Source organism: Streptomyces sp. AC627_RSS907, from assembly GCF_019049165.1.
Genome location: NZ_JAGMUE010000020.1, coordinates 34,675 through 51,181, shown reverse-complemented (window position 1 = coordinate 51,181; position 16,507 = coordinate 34,675). Strand labels below are relative to the sequence as shown.

The window sequence follows — 16,507 nt, the reverse complement described above, 5'->3', positions numbered from 1 at the left end:
GAATCGGCGCCCACCCCGACGACCTCGAGAACGGATGCTCGGCCGCCGTGGCCTTCTGGGTGACCGACGGAGGTCACCCACGTACTCGTCACCCGCCAACTCGCCGGACACCGCCGCCAGTGCCCGTCGCCAGTCGTCCGGCATCGGACGCAGTGATGGAAGGGGGGCTGTCAACCATGGGTCTGTACTCCTCGGTCGTCGTCCATGAGACCGGGCGGTGTCATAGGTTGTGACACCGTCGCGTCAGCACGCCGGGGCGACCGTCGGTGTCACACCTGTTCCGTCTCACCGGTCTTGACCAGGACAGCGGTTCACGCATCGTGCCGCCCTGAACAGTGGCACACCGCGACCACGGCCCACGCGGACTGCAGTGCTCGCTCGCGGCGTTCGCCGAGGAAGTGGGACACGGCCGGCCGTCGCTTGTCACACATCCGGCGGGCACCCGGTCAGGAAGGTCGAGCGGTCCTCGCGACCGGAACGACCCTGTGTCGGCGGATGAATCGCCGTCCGGACACGGTGCTATCACGGAAGGTGCGACTCAGTGTCGGAGAACTCAGAGCATGCCCACCACGGCCACGACGGGCACGGGCACGGGCACGGAACCGGCGGCGAGGACGGTCCCAGCTGGACCCGAGCGGCGAAGATGCTCCAGGACGCCTCGCCGATCACCGTTCCCGAGGGTGCCTCGGCGATGACCATCCATGTCGAGTGGGAGCCCGGCGACCCGGGCACCCCGCCGCACCGTCACTACGGCCCGGCGTTCGGTTATGTCATCAAGGGTGCCGTCCGCTTCGAACTGGAGGGCGAGCCCGAGCGCATCATCGGGCCCGGCGGCACCTTCTGGGAGCCGGGCGGTGACGCGATCCACTACCAGGACGGCAACGCCCTGGACGACGAGCGGACCGAGTTCGTCGTCACCATGATGTGCGCCCCCGGCAAGCCCATGCTCGAACTGGTCGACGAGGCGGAGCTGAAGGAACGCGCACACCTGCGTGCCCCGCGACCCACTGCCTGACCCTCGGACGGCGGGGCCCCGCGCCCGTGACATCCCGCTGACGACCGGTGCCACGGGCCGGGGGCCCCGCCGGTCGTCGGCTCCCGCCGCTGCTCCCGGCGAGGCACCGGCGTGCGACCGGGGCACCGGTCCGGAGCCCGGGGCGCCCACCGAGGACGGAGCACACCGTGTCAAGACACCTTGTTTCCGCGCACCGCACTCGAGGGCCACCGCCGATGGCATCGAGCGAGTAGGTGAGGGCCGTCGGCCCGAGCAAGCGCGATCGCCCCGGAGCCACGGTCACCGGGCGCGGTGAGCGCACCGCCAGCGGATTCAAGGTGATCACCATGGCAGCCGAAAGTGTCCTGCACCCGAGCCTCATCGTGCCGATCGGGCACGTCGAACCCGTTCCCCGCCGCATCCGGGGAATGATCGGCGGCCGGGTCGCCTTCGACACCCACCGCGCGCTGCACGTGTGGGAATGACAGGCCTGTCCCCAGTTCAGCATCCCGGTGGAGGACTTGGTGGAGGGCGTGCTCCACGACGACAAGTACACAGAGCAACTCGGGGCCGGCCCCGCGCACCGGCACACCCTTCAGGTCGGTCCGGAGCTCCGTGCGGGTGCGGCGTGGGTCTGGGGAGAGGGCGCCCCCGGATCTTTGCACGACACCGTGCGCTTCGAGTGGGAGGCGCTGGACTCCTGGTTCGAGGAGGACGAGCCGGTCTACGTCCACCCCCGGAGCCCCTATTCCCGCGTGGACGCCCTGCGGTCCAGCAGCCGCGTCCGCGTCGAACTGGACGGTGTCGTACTGGCCGAGGCCCCCGACTGCGTGAAGCTGTTCGAGACGGGCCTGCCGACCCGCTACTACCTCGACCGCACGACCGTCGACTGGTCCCGACTGCGGCACTCGGACTCCATGACCCGATGTACCTACAAGGGGACGACCAGCGGCTACGGGTCCTTCGACAGCGGCGCGGTCTCCCACCCCACGAGGACATTGCCTGGACGTACGACTTCCCGACCGTCCACGCCAACCGCATCGCCGGACTGGCGGCTTTCTGCAACGAGCATGTCGATCCGTACATCGACGATGTCCTGCTGCCGAGGCCCACCGATCCCACTCAGGCGGCCGCCGACTGACGACACCGGGAAACCGTTGAGCGATTCCCGAGCCGTTCTCGCCGACGCGTCACACATCGACTCCCGGCCCGGTCTCATGAGGTGGAAGGCCTTCCACAGAACCCGCCACCTCTCAAGGAGACAGGCCGTGAGTGACATCATTCTGGAACCCGCCGCACAGGAATTCGCCGACGCGGCCGCCAAGCCGCCGCTGCTGTACGAACTCGGCGTCGAGGGCGCCCGTAAACTGCTCGACGATGTCCAGTCCGGGCCGATCGACAAGCCCGACGTGGACGAGAAGTGGATCACGGTCCCGGCCGAGGCCGGTGACGTCCGGGTCCGCGTCATCAAGCCCCTCGGCAGCACCGGCGTCCTGCCCGTCATCCTCTACCTGCACGGCGGCGGCTGGATCCTCGGCAACGCCGGTACCCACGACCGTCTGGTGCGCGAACTGGCCGTGGGCGCGAAGTCGGCCCTGGTGTTCGTCGAGTACGACCGTTCCCCGGAGGCGAAGTACCCCGTAGCCGTCGAGCAGGCGTACGCGACCGCCCAGTGGATCACCACCAAGGGCGGCGAAGAAGGTCTGGACGGCTCCCGCCTGGTGGTCGCCGGTGACTCCGTCGGCGGCAACATGACCGCCGCTCTCACGCACATGGCCAAGCGACGCGGTGACGTGACCTTCCTGCACCAGTCGCTGTACTACCCGGTCACCGACGCCGGCCAGGACACCGAGAGCTACCGGACCTTCGCCCACGGACCGCACCTGACGGCGAAGGCTATGGAGTGGTTCTGGGACGCCTACACCACTGACCCCGCGGAGCGTGCCGAGATCACCGCGTCCCCGCTGCGCGCGACGACGGAGGACCTCCGCGGGCTGCCGCCGGCGTTCGTCGTCGTCGACGACAACGACGTGCTGCGCGACGAGGGCGAGGCGTACGCCCGCAAGCTGATCCAGGCCGGGGTGCCGACCACGAGCATCCGCTACAACGCCACTCTGCACGACTTCATGATGCTGAACCCGGTGCGTGGAACTCAGGCTTCCACCGCGGCGATCGAGCAGGCCGTTCACGTCCTGCGCAAGGCCCTCGGCACCGACTGACCTCTCGCGCGCGGTGCTTCCACGCGCAGATCCGGGCGGTTCGCCGATGCCCGCCGAGGCCGAGAAAGCCACGACGATGACCGTCACCGCCTCCCTCGCGGTCGGTGTCTCGCGCCCCGGTGAGGTCGCGAGGGTGACCAACGAGGCGGCGCAGGCCACCGCCTGAGCGGCCGGCGCCCGGCGCATCGCACCGTCGGGCGGCCGGCCGAGTAAGCGGCCGATCCCTGTCGGGGAGGAACGAGCACCGGGCCACCGCCCCTGGGAGCGCATCATGAACACGGACAAGCACGCCGCTCGTGGCCTGGCCGACATCGAGGCCCATCTGTACCGAGAAGCTCACCTCAGTACCGTCCGTCGGCGCGTGGCCGCCTTCACCGGGCAGACGGACGGGCCGACCCACGAGCAGAAGAGAGACATCGAGCTCCGGTATCCCGAAGAGCGCAAATACGCGGCTCGTATGGTGACGAAGCACATCGCCGACAGCATCGGCGCGGCCGAGGCGGCGAGCCACGTCCGCTTCGGGCGATGGCTGAGCGGCACACTGATCGCCATGACCGTGATCACCACGGTGACCTTCGTGGGTACGGCGGTCGTCATGGCGTCGGTGGCCTGAACCACTGAGGCACGGCTGCTGAAAGCGGTTGTCCCGAGACGGGCGTGCGGGCGGTGAACGCCGGGATATCGTGGCGGCCGGGAGGCGGTCATGGTGAGGGGCGGAGCACGGACCGGGCTCATCGGACGGCGGGAGGAGTGCCGGGTGCTCGACGACCTGCTCGCGCAGGCCAGGGCCGGGCGGAGCGGCGTGCTGGTGGTGCGCGGCGAGGCGGGAATCGGGAAGACCGAGCTGCTGAACCACCTCCTCGACCGGGCTGCGGGATGCCGGGTCGTCAAGGCGGCCGGCGTGCAGTCCGAGATGGAGCTCTCCTACGCCGGGCTGCATCAGCTCTGTGCCCCGCTGCTGTCCCATCTCGACGATCTTCCCGAGCCGCAGCGCGACGCCCTGGGCACAGCGTTCGGGTTGCAGGCCGGTGACGCGCCCGACCGGTTCCTGGTCGGCCTGGCTACCCTGAGCCTGTTCGCCGCGGCCGTCGGCGACGAGCCGTTGCTCTGCCTGGTCGACGACGCGCAGTGGCTGGACCGTGTGTCGTCGCAGACGCTGGAGTTCGTCGCGCGCAGGCTGCTCGCCGAATCGGTGGTGCTCGTCCTGGCCGTCCGTGAGTCCGGCTCCCGCGCGATCCTCGCCGACCTGCCGGAACTTCCTGTGCGTGGACTGAACGAGCACGAGTCCCGCAGACTCCTCGGCTCGGTCGTCACCGGCCCGCTCGACCCGAGCGTGCGGGACCGCATCGTCGCCGAGACGCGCGGCAACCCGCTGGCCCTGCTCGAGCTGCCACGAGGTCTGACCGCCGTCGAGATGGCCGGAGAATTCGGCGGACTCGCGTCCCGGCCGCTCTCCAGCCAGATCGAGGCGGGCTTCCTCCGCCGCATCCGGTCGCTCCCGGCACAGGCGCAGCAGTTGCTGCTCATCGCCGCCACCGAACCGGTCGGTGACGTGTCGTTGCTGCGGCAGGCCGCCGAGCGCCTGGGTATCTCCGTGGACACCGCCGTCACCCACGCCGAGGCGTCGGGACTGATCACGCTCGGCACCTGGGTGCGCTTCCGCCACCCTCTGGTCCGCTCCGCCGCGTACCGTGCCGTCGGCGTCAGGGAACGCCGGCGCGTGCACAGAGCCCTGGCCGACTCGATCGACGCGAGCCTCTATCCCGAACGCCGGGTGTGGCACCTCGCCAGCGCGACGACGGTACCCGACGAGGCCGTGGCCGCCGAGCTGGAGGGATCCGCCGACCGGGCGCACGCGCGCGGCGGAATCGCGGCGGCCGCCGCTTTCCTGTACCGGGCCGCCGAACTGACCCCGGATCCCGTACGCCGCGGAGCCAGGGCACTGGCCGCGGCGCGGGCCAAGTTCCAGGCAGGAGCCTTCGACTCCGCGCGCGGACTGGTCGACGTGGCGGAACTGAGCCCGCTCGACGAGGCAGGAGCCGCACAGGCGACTCTGCTACGAGGACAGATCATGTCCGCGGCCAAGAGCGCCAGCGCCGGACTGCCGCAACTGCTCGCAGCGGCCGAGCGGCTACAGCCGTTCGACCCCCGACTCGCCCATCAGACGTACCGGGACGCCATCTACGCGGCCCTGACCGCGGGCCGGCTGGCCACGGGCGGCGTCCGCGATGTCGCCGAGGCGGTGCTGAGCGTCCGGGGCGACGCCCGTACGGCGAGCCGCGAGGATCTCCTTCTGACCGGTCTCGCCCGGGTGATCACCGAGGACTACTCCGTGGGCGTACCGCTCATCCGGGAGGCTGTGGCCGCGTTCCGGAAGGAGGGACACTCGCGGGAGGATGGTCTGGGGTGGCTTCCCCTCGTGTGCCGCATGGCCCACAACACCTGGGACTTCGCCAGCTGGTCCGAGCTCTCGGCGCGGCTGGTCGACCTCGCCCGCGGCAGCGGAGCGCTGGCCGTACTGCCCTCGGCCCTCCTGCTGCGCCTGTCGAACCTGGTGTTCGCCGGCGACCTCCGCGGGGCCGACTCCCTCGCCGTGGAAGCGAACGCGATCGCCGAAGGCACGGGCAGCAGCTTCTTCGCGCACTACGGAGCACTCGTCGTGGAGCCCTACAAGGGACGGGAGTCCACGACCCGGCAGGCGATCGAAGCCGTCACGCACGACCGTCTCCTCCGAGGCGAGGGCAAGGTGACGACGGCCACCCAATGGGCGACGGCGGTCCTTTACAACGGCCTCGGCCGGTACGAGGAGGCCTACGCCGCCGCCGAGCGTGGTTGCGAGAACCCGCAGGAACTCGGGCTCTCCCTCCAGTCCCGGGTGGAACTCGTCGAAGCGGCCGTACGCCTGGGGCGGACCGCGCCTGCGGCCGAGGCCGCCCGGGTGATCGAGAAGATGGCCCGGGCCAGCGGAACCGACTGGGCACGGGGCATCTCCGCCGCCACCCGGGCCCTGGTGAGCGACGGGCAGACCGCCGAAGACCTGCACCAGGAAGCGATCGGGCACCTCGACGAGGCGAAGACCCGGATGGACAGTGCCCGGGCACGGCTCCGCTACGGTGAGTGGCTTCGCCTCGGACAACGACGGGAAGACGCCCGCTCCCAACTGAAGGAGGCGTACGAGATGCTCAGCGAAGCCGGTGCCGAGGCATTCGCGGAGCGCGCGCGACGGGAACTGCAGGCCGCCGGAGTGAAGGTACGCAAACGTGCCTCGGCGACCCCGGTGGCTCTCTCCGCGAAAGAGGTCGAGATCGCGCGACTCGCGCAGGCAGGCCTCACGAACCCGGAGATCGCCGCCCGGCTGTTCCTCAGCCCCCACACGGTCGAATGGCATCTGCGCAAGGTGTTCGCGAAGCTCGGGGTGTCCTCTCGCAAGGAGATCGGATCGATCCCGCTCGACACCATCGCGGCGACGTCCTGACCACCCTTCAGGCGCCGGACGTGTCCGGCTCCGCCGGCGGAGTGGGTACGGTGACGATCGCGACCTTGCCCATCAGCATGTGGTGAACAGGACACCTTCCGGCGGCCGCCAGCAACCGCCGGTGCTGGTCTGGCTCCCGATCACCAGTCAGCCCGATGTTCTTGACCGTGCGTCCCTCGGCCCCGAAGCGTACGGCCACGTCGATACGTTCGAGCCGTCGGCCGTGCCGGTCGGCCAGGGCCCGCACGGCCATCGACGTGCAGGACCCCGGCGCGGCCCGCAGCGGTTCTCCCGGGGGTGGGACCCGTGTCGGCGCCGATGGGCTCGGGTCCGTCGGCCGCCGTGGAACTCGTCCCCTCATGCACAGACCGAGCGGGGACCGTACCTGTGACAGGCCGTCCGCCATGGCTCACAGCACCGTGCGCAGGAGCCTGCGGGAGGTGATGCCGAGCTTGACGTACACCTTGCTCAGGTGCCATTCCACGGTGTGCGGGCTGAGGAACAACTGCGCGCCGATCTCGGAGTTGGTGAGCCCGTCCCTGGCCAGCCGCGCGATCTGGGTCTCCTGGGCGGTAAGCGTCGCCGAGGTGTCATCACCACGTCGGGCCACCGTCTCCCCGGTGGCCCGCAACTCGCGGACGACACGCTCGGCGAACGCACCCGCACCGAACCGTGTGAACAGTGCGTGGGCCTCACGCAACTGCTCCCGGGCGTCGACGCGACGGCTCTCCCGGCGCAGCCACTCCCCGTACAGCAGATGCGCCCGTGCCAGCTCCGCCGCGACCCGGGTACGTCCGAGCCGTTCGATCGCCTCGCGGTACAGCTCCTCGGCCGCGTCGCCCTGGCTGAGCAGGGCCCGGGAGCGTGCCTGGACGCCCAGCGCCCAGTCGGTCGCGGCGGCGTCCGTGGTCCGGGCCAGCCGGTCCAGTGCGGCCTCGGCCGCGTCGTGGCGACCGCTGCGCACCGCGGCCTCCACCAGTTCGACAAGCCCCCAGTTGGCAGTGACCAGGTCGTGCGGGTGCGCGCTCGCCGGCAGGGCCGCGTCGAACGCTTCCTCGTACCGGCCCAGACCGTTGTGGAGCACGGCTTCGGCACGTCGTGCGACGGCCACGCCGATGCCCTCACCGCGGCTCACGGCGTCTTTCATGCCGGTCTCGATCAGTGGGGCGGCTTCGTGCGCGCGTCCCTGCCAGGCGGCGAGCGTCATCGTTCCGTACGGCACGACGTTGTTGCCCGCCGATTCCTGCACTCGGACGATCTCCGCCACGAGGAGCGCGGCCGCGTCCAGTTCACCGGCGCAGGTGTGGACGACGACCCGCGAGTGGAGCGCGAGCGGCAACTCGGTCAGCGCGCCGACGGCGCGGGCGGTCCGCACATGCCGGGTCACCAGCTCCGTCCATGCCTCGTCGTCCCATATCTCGGCCGCCAGCGCCGAGGCCGGCCACGACCAGCGCAGGACCGATTCCGGGTCGGTTTCCTCGCGGAACGCGCGCACCGCGTGGCGTGCGGCGGGCACCGCCTCGCGGTACCCGCCCGTGAACCGAGTGGCCAAGGCGTTCAGCAGCAGATCGACGCTGCGTGGCGGCCTCGTGCTGTCCGGCAGCGTTCGCTGGGCCGCCGCCGCCACCTCGCGCGCGTCCGCGCCGGAGGCGAGGCGCCCGGCGAACATGGCGGCCGACAGGGTGTCCAGGAAGGTCTCGCGGGCCAGACCGGCATCGAACGGCACCAGACGCTGCGCGGTGGCCAGCAGCATGGGGAGTGCCTCGTCGACGCGACTGGAGGCGAAGGCGATCTGGGCCTGGACCAGATCCGCGCGGGCGCGGTCGTGTTCGTCCAGCACTCCGGTGCGGGCCAGCGCCAGCAGATCGCGTGCCGCGGTGGGCGCGCCGGCGCGGAGTTTCGCCTGCGCCCCGGCGAGGGCGCGAGCCGCCTTGCGCCGGGGGTGGGGCGTCAGCACGGCCGCGTGGGCGAGGAACGTGGCCGCCGCGGCGAGGCCGCCTCGTGCCAGCGCCCGGCCGGCCGACGACTCCAGCTCACCGGCGATGGCCTCGTCCGGCCGCACCGTCGCCCGCGCCAGGTGCCACGCCCGGCGGTCGGGGTCGAGGGCGGGGTCGGTCACCTCAGCCAGGACACGGTGGGTCTCTCGAAGCTCCGCGAGCCCCGCCGACCGGTAGACGGCGGAGCGCAGGAGCGGGTGCCTGAAGCGTACGAGAGCCCCGACGGAGAGCAGCCCCGCCGCCACCGCCGGGCCGTCCGCGCCCGGACTGATGTCCAGCCGCTCGGCGGCTCGCCGGAGCAGCGTCGCGTCACCGACCGGCTCGGCGGCGGCGATCAGCAGCAGTCGCCGCGTGTCCGCCGGCAGCGACTCGATCCGCGCGAGGTAGCTCCGCTCGATGCGGCCGGTCACCGGTCCGGGGCCGGGCTGGCCGAGTCCGTCGGCCGGGTCCGCGTCGAGCGGGCCGTGGGGGAGTTCCAGCAGTGCGAGGGGGTTGCCGCGGGCTTCGGCGAGGACGCGGTCGCGGATCCGCTCGTCCATCGGGCCGTCGGCCGCCGCGCTCAGCAGCGCGCGGGCGTCGGTCGTGTCGAGGCCGTCGACCGTCAGCTCGGGCAGACCGGCCAGCTCGTCGCGTCCTCGCTGCTCGCGGGTGGCGAAGACCAGTGCCAGGGGCTCGGCGAGCATCCGCCGCGCCACGAACGCCAGGGTCTGCGCGGAGACCCGGTCGAGCCACTGCACGTCGTCCATGAGGCAGAACAGCGGTCGCTCGGCGGCCACGTCGGTCAGCAGTCCGAGGACGGCCAGACCGACCAGGAACCTGTCCGGAGGGGGTCCCGCACTGATCCCGAACGCCGTGGCCAGCGCTTCCTTCTGCGGAGGCGGAAGGAAGTCGGCGCGTTCGAGAAACGGGGCGCACAGCTGATGCAGACCGGCGAACGGAAGTTCCATCTCCGACTCGGCACCCGCCCCACGCGCGACGCGGTACCCCGCGACGCGCGCCGCCAGGTGATTCAGCAGAGCGGACTTCCCGATCCCGGCGTCACCCCGCAGGACCAGTACGGCGCTGCGTCCGGCCTCCACCTTCGAGACCAGCTCTTCGAGTGCGTCGCGCTCGCGGCGCCGACCACGCAGCTGTCCCGGCCCGTTCCCGCTGCTCACCCTGACCTCTGCACGCGGCGAGCATAACAACCCGGTGAACGGGCCGGGTCGTTGAGCGAAGGGGCGCGCGGGCGCAGGCCCGGCCCAGCGGCCTCCGCTGGGCCGGGTCGACGTGGTAGCGCGCAGCCTGCGGAGGCGGTCGGTCAAGACCGATCGGCAGGGGACGATCGGACAGCGGGCCCGTATGTGACGGCTTCGGGAATATTTTCGGCGTGGAGTGCGCCATGTTGACGGGCCCCACGGTGCGGGGCCGGCCCGGGTATTGTTGAAGGAATCGTTCCAACAACGTTGCGGGAGCCCTCACTTCCCGGATTGCCCAAGGAGCTGCGTCGCATGATCGCCGGCCCGCTTCCCGATCTGGTCGGTCGGCAGGACGCGTGCGCGGCGCTCGACGACCTGCTGGCAGGCCTGCGCGAAGGCGGGTCCCGGGTGCTGGTGGTCCGTGGCGAGGCCGGCATCGGGAAGTCGGTGCTTCTGCAGTACGTGGCCGCGCAGGCGTCCCGGGTGAGGTTGACCTGGGCGCACGGCATCGAGGCCGACATGGAACTGCCCTACGCGAGCCTGCACCAACTGTGCGCGCCGTTCCTGGACGAGCTCGACGAGCTGCCGGGACCCCAACGCGACGCCCTTCGCGTGGCGTTCGGGATGGCGGCCGGAGACCCACCCGACCGCTTCCTGGTCGGTCTCGCCGTGCTCACTCTGCTTACCCGGGCCTCGGAGGCCCGGCCGGTACTCGTTCTGGTCGACGACGCGCAGTGGCTGGACCAGGTGTCCCTGCAGACCCTCGAGTTCATGGCCCGTCGACTGTTCGCAGAGGCGGTCGCCATGGTGTGCGCGGTGCGTGACCCCGAGGGACAGACGGCGCTCAAGGGTCTGCCGGCGCTGCGGATCGGCGGTCTCGACACCGCCGCGGCCGGCGAACTCCTCGAGGCCACCGTCGGCGGACGGCTGGAGAAGCGGGTCCGGGACCGGTTCGTGGCCGAGATGCACGGCAACCCGCTCGCCCTGCTCGAATTCTCCCGCGGTCGTAGCGCCGCCGAACTGGCGTACGGCCTCGACTCGTCGGGCTACCCGAGTGTCCAGGGGCCGGTAGCCAGCCGAGTCGAACGAGACTTCACCAGTCGCCTCGGTGCGTTGCCGCCGGCGACCCGGAGCCTGTTGCTGATCGCGGCGGCGGAACCGGTCGGTGACGCGCGCCTGCTGGCCCGCGCGGCCGCCTCGCTCAAGATCACCCCTCATGCCGCACCGGCCAAGGCAGCCGGTCTGATCGAATTCGGTGAGAGCGTCCGGTTCCGGCACCCGCTGGTCCGTTCCGCTGTCTACCACGGAGCCGAGCCCGAAGAGCGCCGAGCGGTACACCGGGCGCTAGCCGAAGCCACGGACCCGGTCCTGGACCCCGACCGGCGTGCCTGGCACGCCGCGCAAGCCGCCGACGGGCCGGACGAGGAGGTCGCCGCGGGCCTGGAGCAGGCCGCCGACCGCGCGCGGCAGCGCGGCGGCATCACCGCCGAGGCGGTACTGCTGGAGCGCGCGGCCGAGGTGACACCGGACCCGCAGCGGCGGGGCCGTCGAGCCCTCGCCGCCGCTGAGGCGCACTTCTCGGCCGCGGCGCCCGACCGGGCCACGGAGCTCGCGACGGTGGCCGAACTATGTCCCCTGAGCGCTCTGAACCGCGCCCGACTGGCACGCCTGCGCGCGAGAATCCTTTTCGCCCGCAGCCGCAGCGACGAGGCGGCGCCGCTGCTCCTGGAGGCCGCCGCGCAGTTCACCGCCGCTGGGTCCCCACTGGCCCGGGAGACGTACCTGGAGGCCATCAGCGCGACCATCTTCGCGGGTCGCGTCCACGGGCCGACAGGTGCCCGTGCCGCCGCGATCGCGGCCCGCGGGTCCGGGGCGCCCCCCTCGGGCTCCAAGGCCGCCGATCTCCTCCTCGACGGGGTGGCCGCGGTCCTCACGGACGGTTATGAGACCGGTATCCCGGCACTGCGCGACGCGCTGGATCTGCTCACGCACGAGGAACTCGGCACCCGGGAGGCGACCGTACGCTGGTTGCTGCTCGCCCCGGTCGCGCTGGAGGCGTTCATCCACTACGCCTGGGACCTGCACGCGTGGGACACGCTGTCGAGTCGCGCGGTGCGGCTGGCCCGCGACATCGGCGCGCTCGGCGCACTGCCACCGGCCCTCGTCTACGCCGGCGGGGTGCACATCCACTACGGCGACTTCGCCGAGGCGGACCGGATGATCGACGAAGCCGACGCGCTCTCCGCCGCGACCGGCCACGCCCCGCACAAGTACGCGACGCTGGTACTGGCCGCGTGGCGGGGCGAGGCGGACGTCGCCACCAGCATCATCGAAGAAGCCAGGCAGCAGGCCGAACGACAAGGCGAGGTGTCCTTGCTGGGAGCCATGGGCTACATCCAGGGCGTCCTGTTCAACGGGCTGGCACGCTATGAGGAGGCGCTGGAGGCCGCCCGCACGGGCATCGAGCACGACGGATTCAACTTCACTGGCCTGTCGCTGGTCGAACACGTCGAGGCCGCCACGCGGTGCGGTGAGCTCGACCAGGCGCGCGCCTCACTTGCCCGGCTGGTCGAACTCACCCGCGCCGCCGACTCCGGATGGGCCCGTGGCGCCAGCGCCCGCAGCCAGGCTCTTCTCACCGATGGCGACGAGGCCGACCGCCTGTACCGGACCGCGATCGAGGAGTTCGGCCGCGGCAGTGTGGCCGTGGAGGTGGCGCGCACCCACCTGTTGTACGGCGAGTGGCTGCGCCGCAGCCATCGCCGTACGCCGGCCCGGGAGCACCTGCGCACGGCTCACGAGATGTTCGACGGCATGCGGGCGCACGCCTTCGCCGAGCGGGCCGGCCGGGAACTGCTCGCCACCGGCGGGCACGCCAGGGTACGGGAGAACAAGCCGACGAGCGTCCTCACCCCGCAGGAATCGCAGGTCGCGACGCTCGCCGCCGACGGCATGACGAATGCACAGATCGGCGCGGAGCTGTTCATCAGCCCACACACCGTGGAGTGGCATCTCCGGAAGGTGTACACGAAGCTCGGGATCAACTCACGTCGCGCGCTGCCGGGTGCCTTGGTGAGCACCCCGGTCACGGAGAGCCGGGACGAGGAAGGCGAGCAGGGCCTGGCCGGGTGAGTCGAAGGTGTCGGCGATCTGGCGCAGGTGGTCCTCGCCGTGCAGGTGGACGGACGTGCCGCCTGGGCGGAGGTAGGTGCCGACCGCGACGGTGGTGTGGCCGTCGTGGGCGTGGGGTGGATGAGGAGGTGGCCGTTGCGGATGCCGTCGTGGATCTTCTGCGCCTGGTTGGGGACCTCGCGGATTTCGTTGCGGGTGCACCAGGGCATCGGGTGGTTCGGCCAGGTCCATTCCTCGTCGATGGTCTCCTGGAGCCGAGGAGTGATGTCGACGGTGATGCCTTCGGCGGTCAGGTGCCTGGTGGCGTCGGCGGCCCAGTAGGGCTCCTCGTGATCGATGCGGGCCAGGACCAGGATCGATGGGACGGTTGTGCAGTGCCGTCCTCAGCGGGCCTGGGCGTGGGCACACACGGCGAGGTGCACGTCGCCGCCGTGATCTCCCCGCTCGGGAAGATTTTGGGAACGGAGTCCTTTCCGGCCACAGCGGCCGGCCACCGACAGTTGCTCGTCTGGGCCCAACAAACGGGGGACGGTGCGCCGGGCCGGTGTGGAGGGCGCCGGCACCTTCGGCGCGGGTCTGTCCCGGTACCTGCTGGCTCAGCACGTCGAGGTGTTCAAGGTGAACCGGCCCGACCGGTCGGCCCGCCGTCTGCTCGGCAAGTCGGACCCGCTCGATGCACAGGCTGCCGCGCTGGCCGTGCTCAGTGGTCACGCCCGGGCACGGGCGAAATCCGGCGACGGCCCCGTGCACAGCGCCCGGATCTACAAGCTCGCCAAGGACTCCGCGGTCAAGGCCCGCACCCAGGCGATCAACCAGCTCAAGGCCGTTCTGGTCGTCGCCGACCCCGTGTTGCGGGAACGGCTGTCGAGCCTCGGCAACGCCGAGCTGTTCCGCACCTGCGCGCGCCTCGGCCCACCCGATGGTGGGGGAGACGAGGACGCGGTGACCCAGGCCACCCGCATGACGCTGCGCATGCTCGCCGAGCGCATCCAACAGCTCACCGGCCAGATCGACGAGCTGAACCAACGCCTGACCCGGCTCGTCGAACACCACGCCCCGGAAGCCGCCAGGTCCGGAACACGATCCGGACCCAGATCTCATGCCGACGGGACGAAGGCGTCGTCGCTGTCGGCATGCCAGCTGCATGTCATCCGTAAGTACTTCCACACATACGCGAGTACGCCGCCCCAGGGCGTAAATGACGCGATCTGCCCGCGATCTACGACGTGGGACCTGACCGCACCGGACGCCGCGAAGGCGCTACGGCAGCAGCTGGTGCTCCATGGCGAAGACAGCCACACCGGCCCGGGTGCGCCGCCCGGTCTTGTCGTAGATGTGTGCCAAGTGGTGGCCCACCGTGCGGTCCGAGATGAACAGGCGCTCACCGATGCGCTGGTTGGTCAGCCCCCGGGCGGCCAGTCTCAACACCTCCACCTCGCGATCCGTCAGCCCGGCCGGATGACCGGGGCGCGCGGGGCGCAGACCGGCCGCGCGCAGGACGACGGCACAGGCGGCGGAATCCAGGGCACCTGCCCTGGCCTGCTCCTGGAGCAGCGCGGCAGCAGCCTCGGGCGAGTGACTGTCCCGGTGCGCCCTCGGTTCGGTCAGCGCGGCGAACACATCGGCGGCGGCGAGAATCCGACCGGCGTACGACAGGTGGGACGCATCCGTGCCGCGGTGGTAACCGCTGCCATCCATCCGCTCATGATGGGAGGAGGCCAGGGCGGCGAGCGGAGCGAGCAGGGGGACGCGTTCCAGCGTCCGCTGTGTCCAGTACGCGTGGAGCCGTACCCGCTCGGTGTCGGCCGTGCTCAGCGGACGTCCGCTGTCCCAGACGTCGGCGGAGACGGTTGCCCGCCCGAGGTCGTGCAGCAGCGCGGCGCGGTGCAGACGCTCGACCTCGGCCGCCTCCATACCGGCCAGCCGGGCAGCCTCGGTCGCCAACCGGGCGACATGCTCACTGTGACCGATCAGCCACCTGCTCTTCAGATCGACGAACCGGCCCAGCAGCGCGCACAGTTCGGTGACGTCCGCGACGGGAGCCATGACGACGGGCCGGGGTTCGAGCGCCAGCACCCCGGCGAGGGCGTCGGGCACGCGCAGCGGCGCCAGCACGGTGGTCGCCGACTCCGTGAAGGCCGTGGCGAGAGCAGGATCGAGATGACCGCCGGCCCGTCGCTCCACCGCCAGCGTCGCCGCGAGTGCTCCACCCGTCGCATGAGCCAGTACGGCCTGCTCGGCGACGTGCACGACGCGCGCGGACAGGCACACCCGGGCGCCCTTGCGGCCGTGCGGGATGCCCAGCCCGTCCCAGCGTTCGTAGACGTCGTCCAGTGCCGCGAGGGTGTCCGCGCCCAGTCCCAGTCCCTCGCCGAGTACCCGGCTCGTCTCGCAGCCGTTGCGCATGGCCTCCACCCCGGCGGTCGGCAGCACCTCGGCCAGAACACCGGCCAGCCGGTCGGCTGCCTGCCGGGTCCAGCCGCCCAGCCGGTGCAGCTGTTCCGCCATCGGTGTCCCGTCAGCCGGATCAAGGTGTTTCATGGCCCGCTGGAAAGCGACCTCGTCACCGAAGAGAACCGCCAGTTCCGATGCGTAGGACGTGCAGCCGACGGAACGCAGCAGGGCCGTCTCGTAGACGGTGCGGCAGGTCTGCGCATCCAGAGCGAGCACGTCGCGCGCGAACACGGTCGCCACCGCACACGTGCGCAGTCCTTTCTCCACGGGCATACCGGCCGCCATGTCGGTGGTCAGGGAGAACGCCGCCAGTACCTCCGCGACCCGGAAAGTCTGCATTCACCACAGGCTAGTGCCTGCCCGGAGCCGGCGGGCAGGCGGCACCGGGGCGCGTATAGGTCGATCAGCCGATGCGGTCGGTGCCGACCGGCGGAAACGATGGGGGAGTCGCGGAACACGCGTCGCGGCCCGGCCGCTCACCCGTACAGGAGAACAACGATGACCAGTCACGCCGTCACGAACACAGACACCGGCACCGGCGCCCTCGTGCGCGCGCTCTACGGCTGTCTCGCCGAAGGAGACATCGACGGGCTGCTCAACGGTCTGCACGAGGACATCCAGTGGGTCGTCCCGCCGGGCCTGCACTACGGGGGCACCTACCGGGGCCGGGACGCCGTCCTGAACAACGTCTTCGCTCGTTTCACCACGGAGTGGGCGGGCTTCGCCGTGCAGCCCGCCGAACTGGTCGCCACCGACGACACGGTGGTGGCGCTGGGGCACTACAGCGGCACCAACCTGTCCACAGGCAAGCCGATGCGGACCAGGTTCGCCCATGTCTGGCGCTTCGAGAACGGGGTGCCCGTGCATTTCGAGACCATCCCCGACACCCACACCATGACGCGTGCCATGTGACGCCCGCCCCACTGAGCAGAGGTGAGCAGGCAGTGAGCCACGGATGACCTTCCCGGCCGGGTGCGCGTGAACCTCGGCTCCCCTCTGCCCGTCCTGCCCGCCCCGGCAGAGGCGTTTTCATGGTTCGACACCACACAGGACAGATG

Annotated in this window: 9 protein-coding genes and 1 pseudogene; 7 read left to right on the top strand and 3 right to left on the bottom strand. The window is 71.2% G+C overall.

The window, feature by feature from the left end:
• Positions 1–541 precede the first annotated feature (541 nt).
• The 5 genes and pseudogenes from KUM32_RS06335 (at position 542) to KUM32_RS06310 (ending at position 6,688) form a co-directional block, all read left to right on the top strand.
• Positions 542–1,015 (top strand): cupin domain-containing protein, encoded by a 474-nt coding sequence (locus KUM32_RS06335; protein WP_217140799.1) that lies wholly within the window; start codon positions 542–544, stop codon positions 1,013–1,015.
• Between the two features lie 326 nt (positions 1,016–1,341).
• A pseudogene (locus KUM32_RS06330) lies at positions 1,342–2,135 on the top strand (DUF427 domain-containing protein).
• A 127-nt stretch (positions 2,136–2,262) separates the two neighbouring features.
• Positions 2,263–3,213, top strand: a complete 951-nt coding sequence (locus KUM32_RS06325; RefSeq protein WP_217140798.1) for an alpha/beta hydrolase — start codon at positions 2,263–2,265, stop codon at positions 3,211–3,213.
• Between the two features lie 271 nt (positions 3,214–3,484).
• Positions 3,485–3,826 (top strand): hypothetical protein, encoded by a 342-nt coding sequence (locus KUM32_RS06315; protein ID WP_217140797.1) that lies wholly within the window; start codon positions 3,485–3,487, stop codon positions 3,824–3,826.
• A 90-nt stretch (positions 3,827–3,916) separates the two neighbouring features.
• Complete coding sequence (locus tag KUM32_RS06310; protein ID WP_217140796.1) at positions 3,917–6,688, top strand: LuxR family transcriptional regulator; 2,772 nt, start codon at positions 3,917–3,919, stop codon at positions 6,686–6,688.
• A 7-nt stretch (positions 6,689–6,695) separates the two neighbouring features.
• Here KUM32_RS06310 and KUM32_RS43275 read toward each other — a convergent pair whose 3' ends face one another.
• Entirely contained in the window at positions 6,696–6,935 is a 240-nt protein-coding gene (locus KUM32_RS43275; protein WP_308408604.1) for a hypothetical protein, read from the bottom strand.
• Positions 6,936–7,097: 162 nt separating this feature from the next.
• Entirely contained in the window at positions 7,098–9,842 is a 2,745-nt protein-coding gene (locus tag KUM32_RS06300; RefSeq protein ID WP_308408603.1) for an AAA family ATPase, read from the bottom strand.
• Between the two features lie 333 nt (positions 9,843–10,175).
• Between KUM32_RS06300 and KUM32_RS06295 the strand changes: the two genes are divergently transcribed.
• Positions 10,176–12,995, top strand: a complete 2,820-nt coding sequence (locus tag KUM32_RS06295; protein WP_217140795.1) for a LuxR family transcriptional regulator — start codon at positions 10,176–10,178, stop codon at positions 12,993–12,995.
• 1,260 nt (positions 12,996–14,255) lie between these two features.
• Here the strand turns inward: KUM32_RS06295 and KUM32_RS44675 are convergent.
• A complete protein-coding gene (locus KUM32_RS44675) occupies positions 14,256–15,788 on the bottom strand; it encodes an HD domain-containing phosphohydrolase (RefSeq protein ID WP_302185121.1) in 1,533 nt (510 codons plus the stop codon).
• 159 nt (positions 15,789–15,947) lie between these two features.
• On the opposite strand from KUM32_RS44675, the gene KUM32_RS06285 reads away from it, so the two are divergent.
• Positions 15,948–16,361, top strand: a complete 414-nt coding sequence (locus KUM32_RS06285) for a nuclear transport factor 2 family protein (RefSeq protein ID WP_217140794.1) — start codon at positions 15,948–15,950, stop codon at positions 16,359–16,361.
• Positions 16,362–16,507 lie beyond the last annotated feature (146 nt).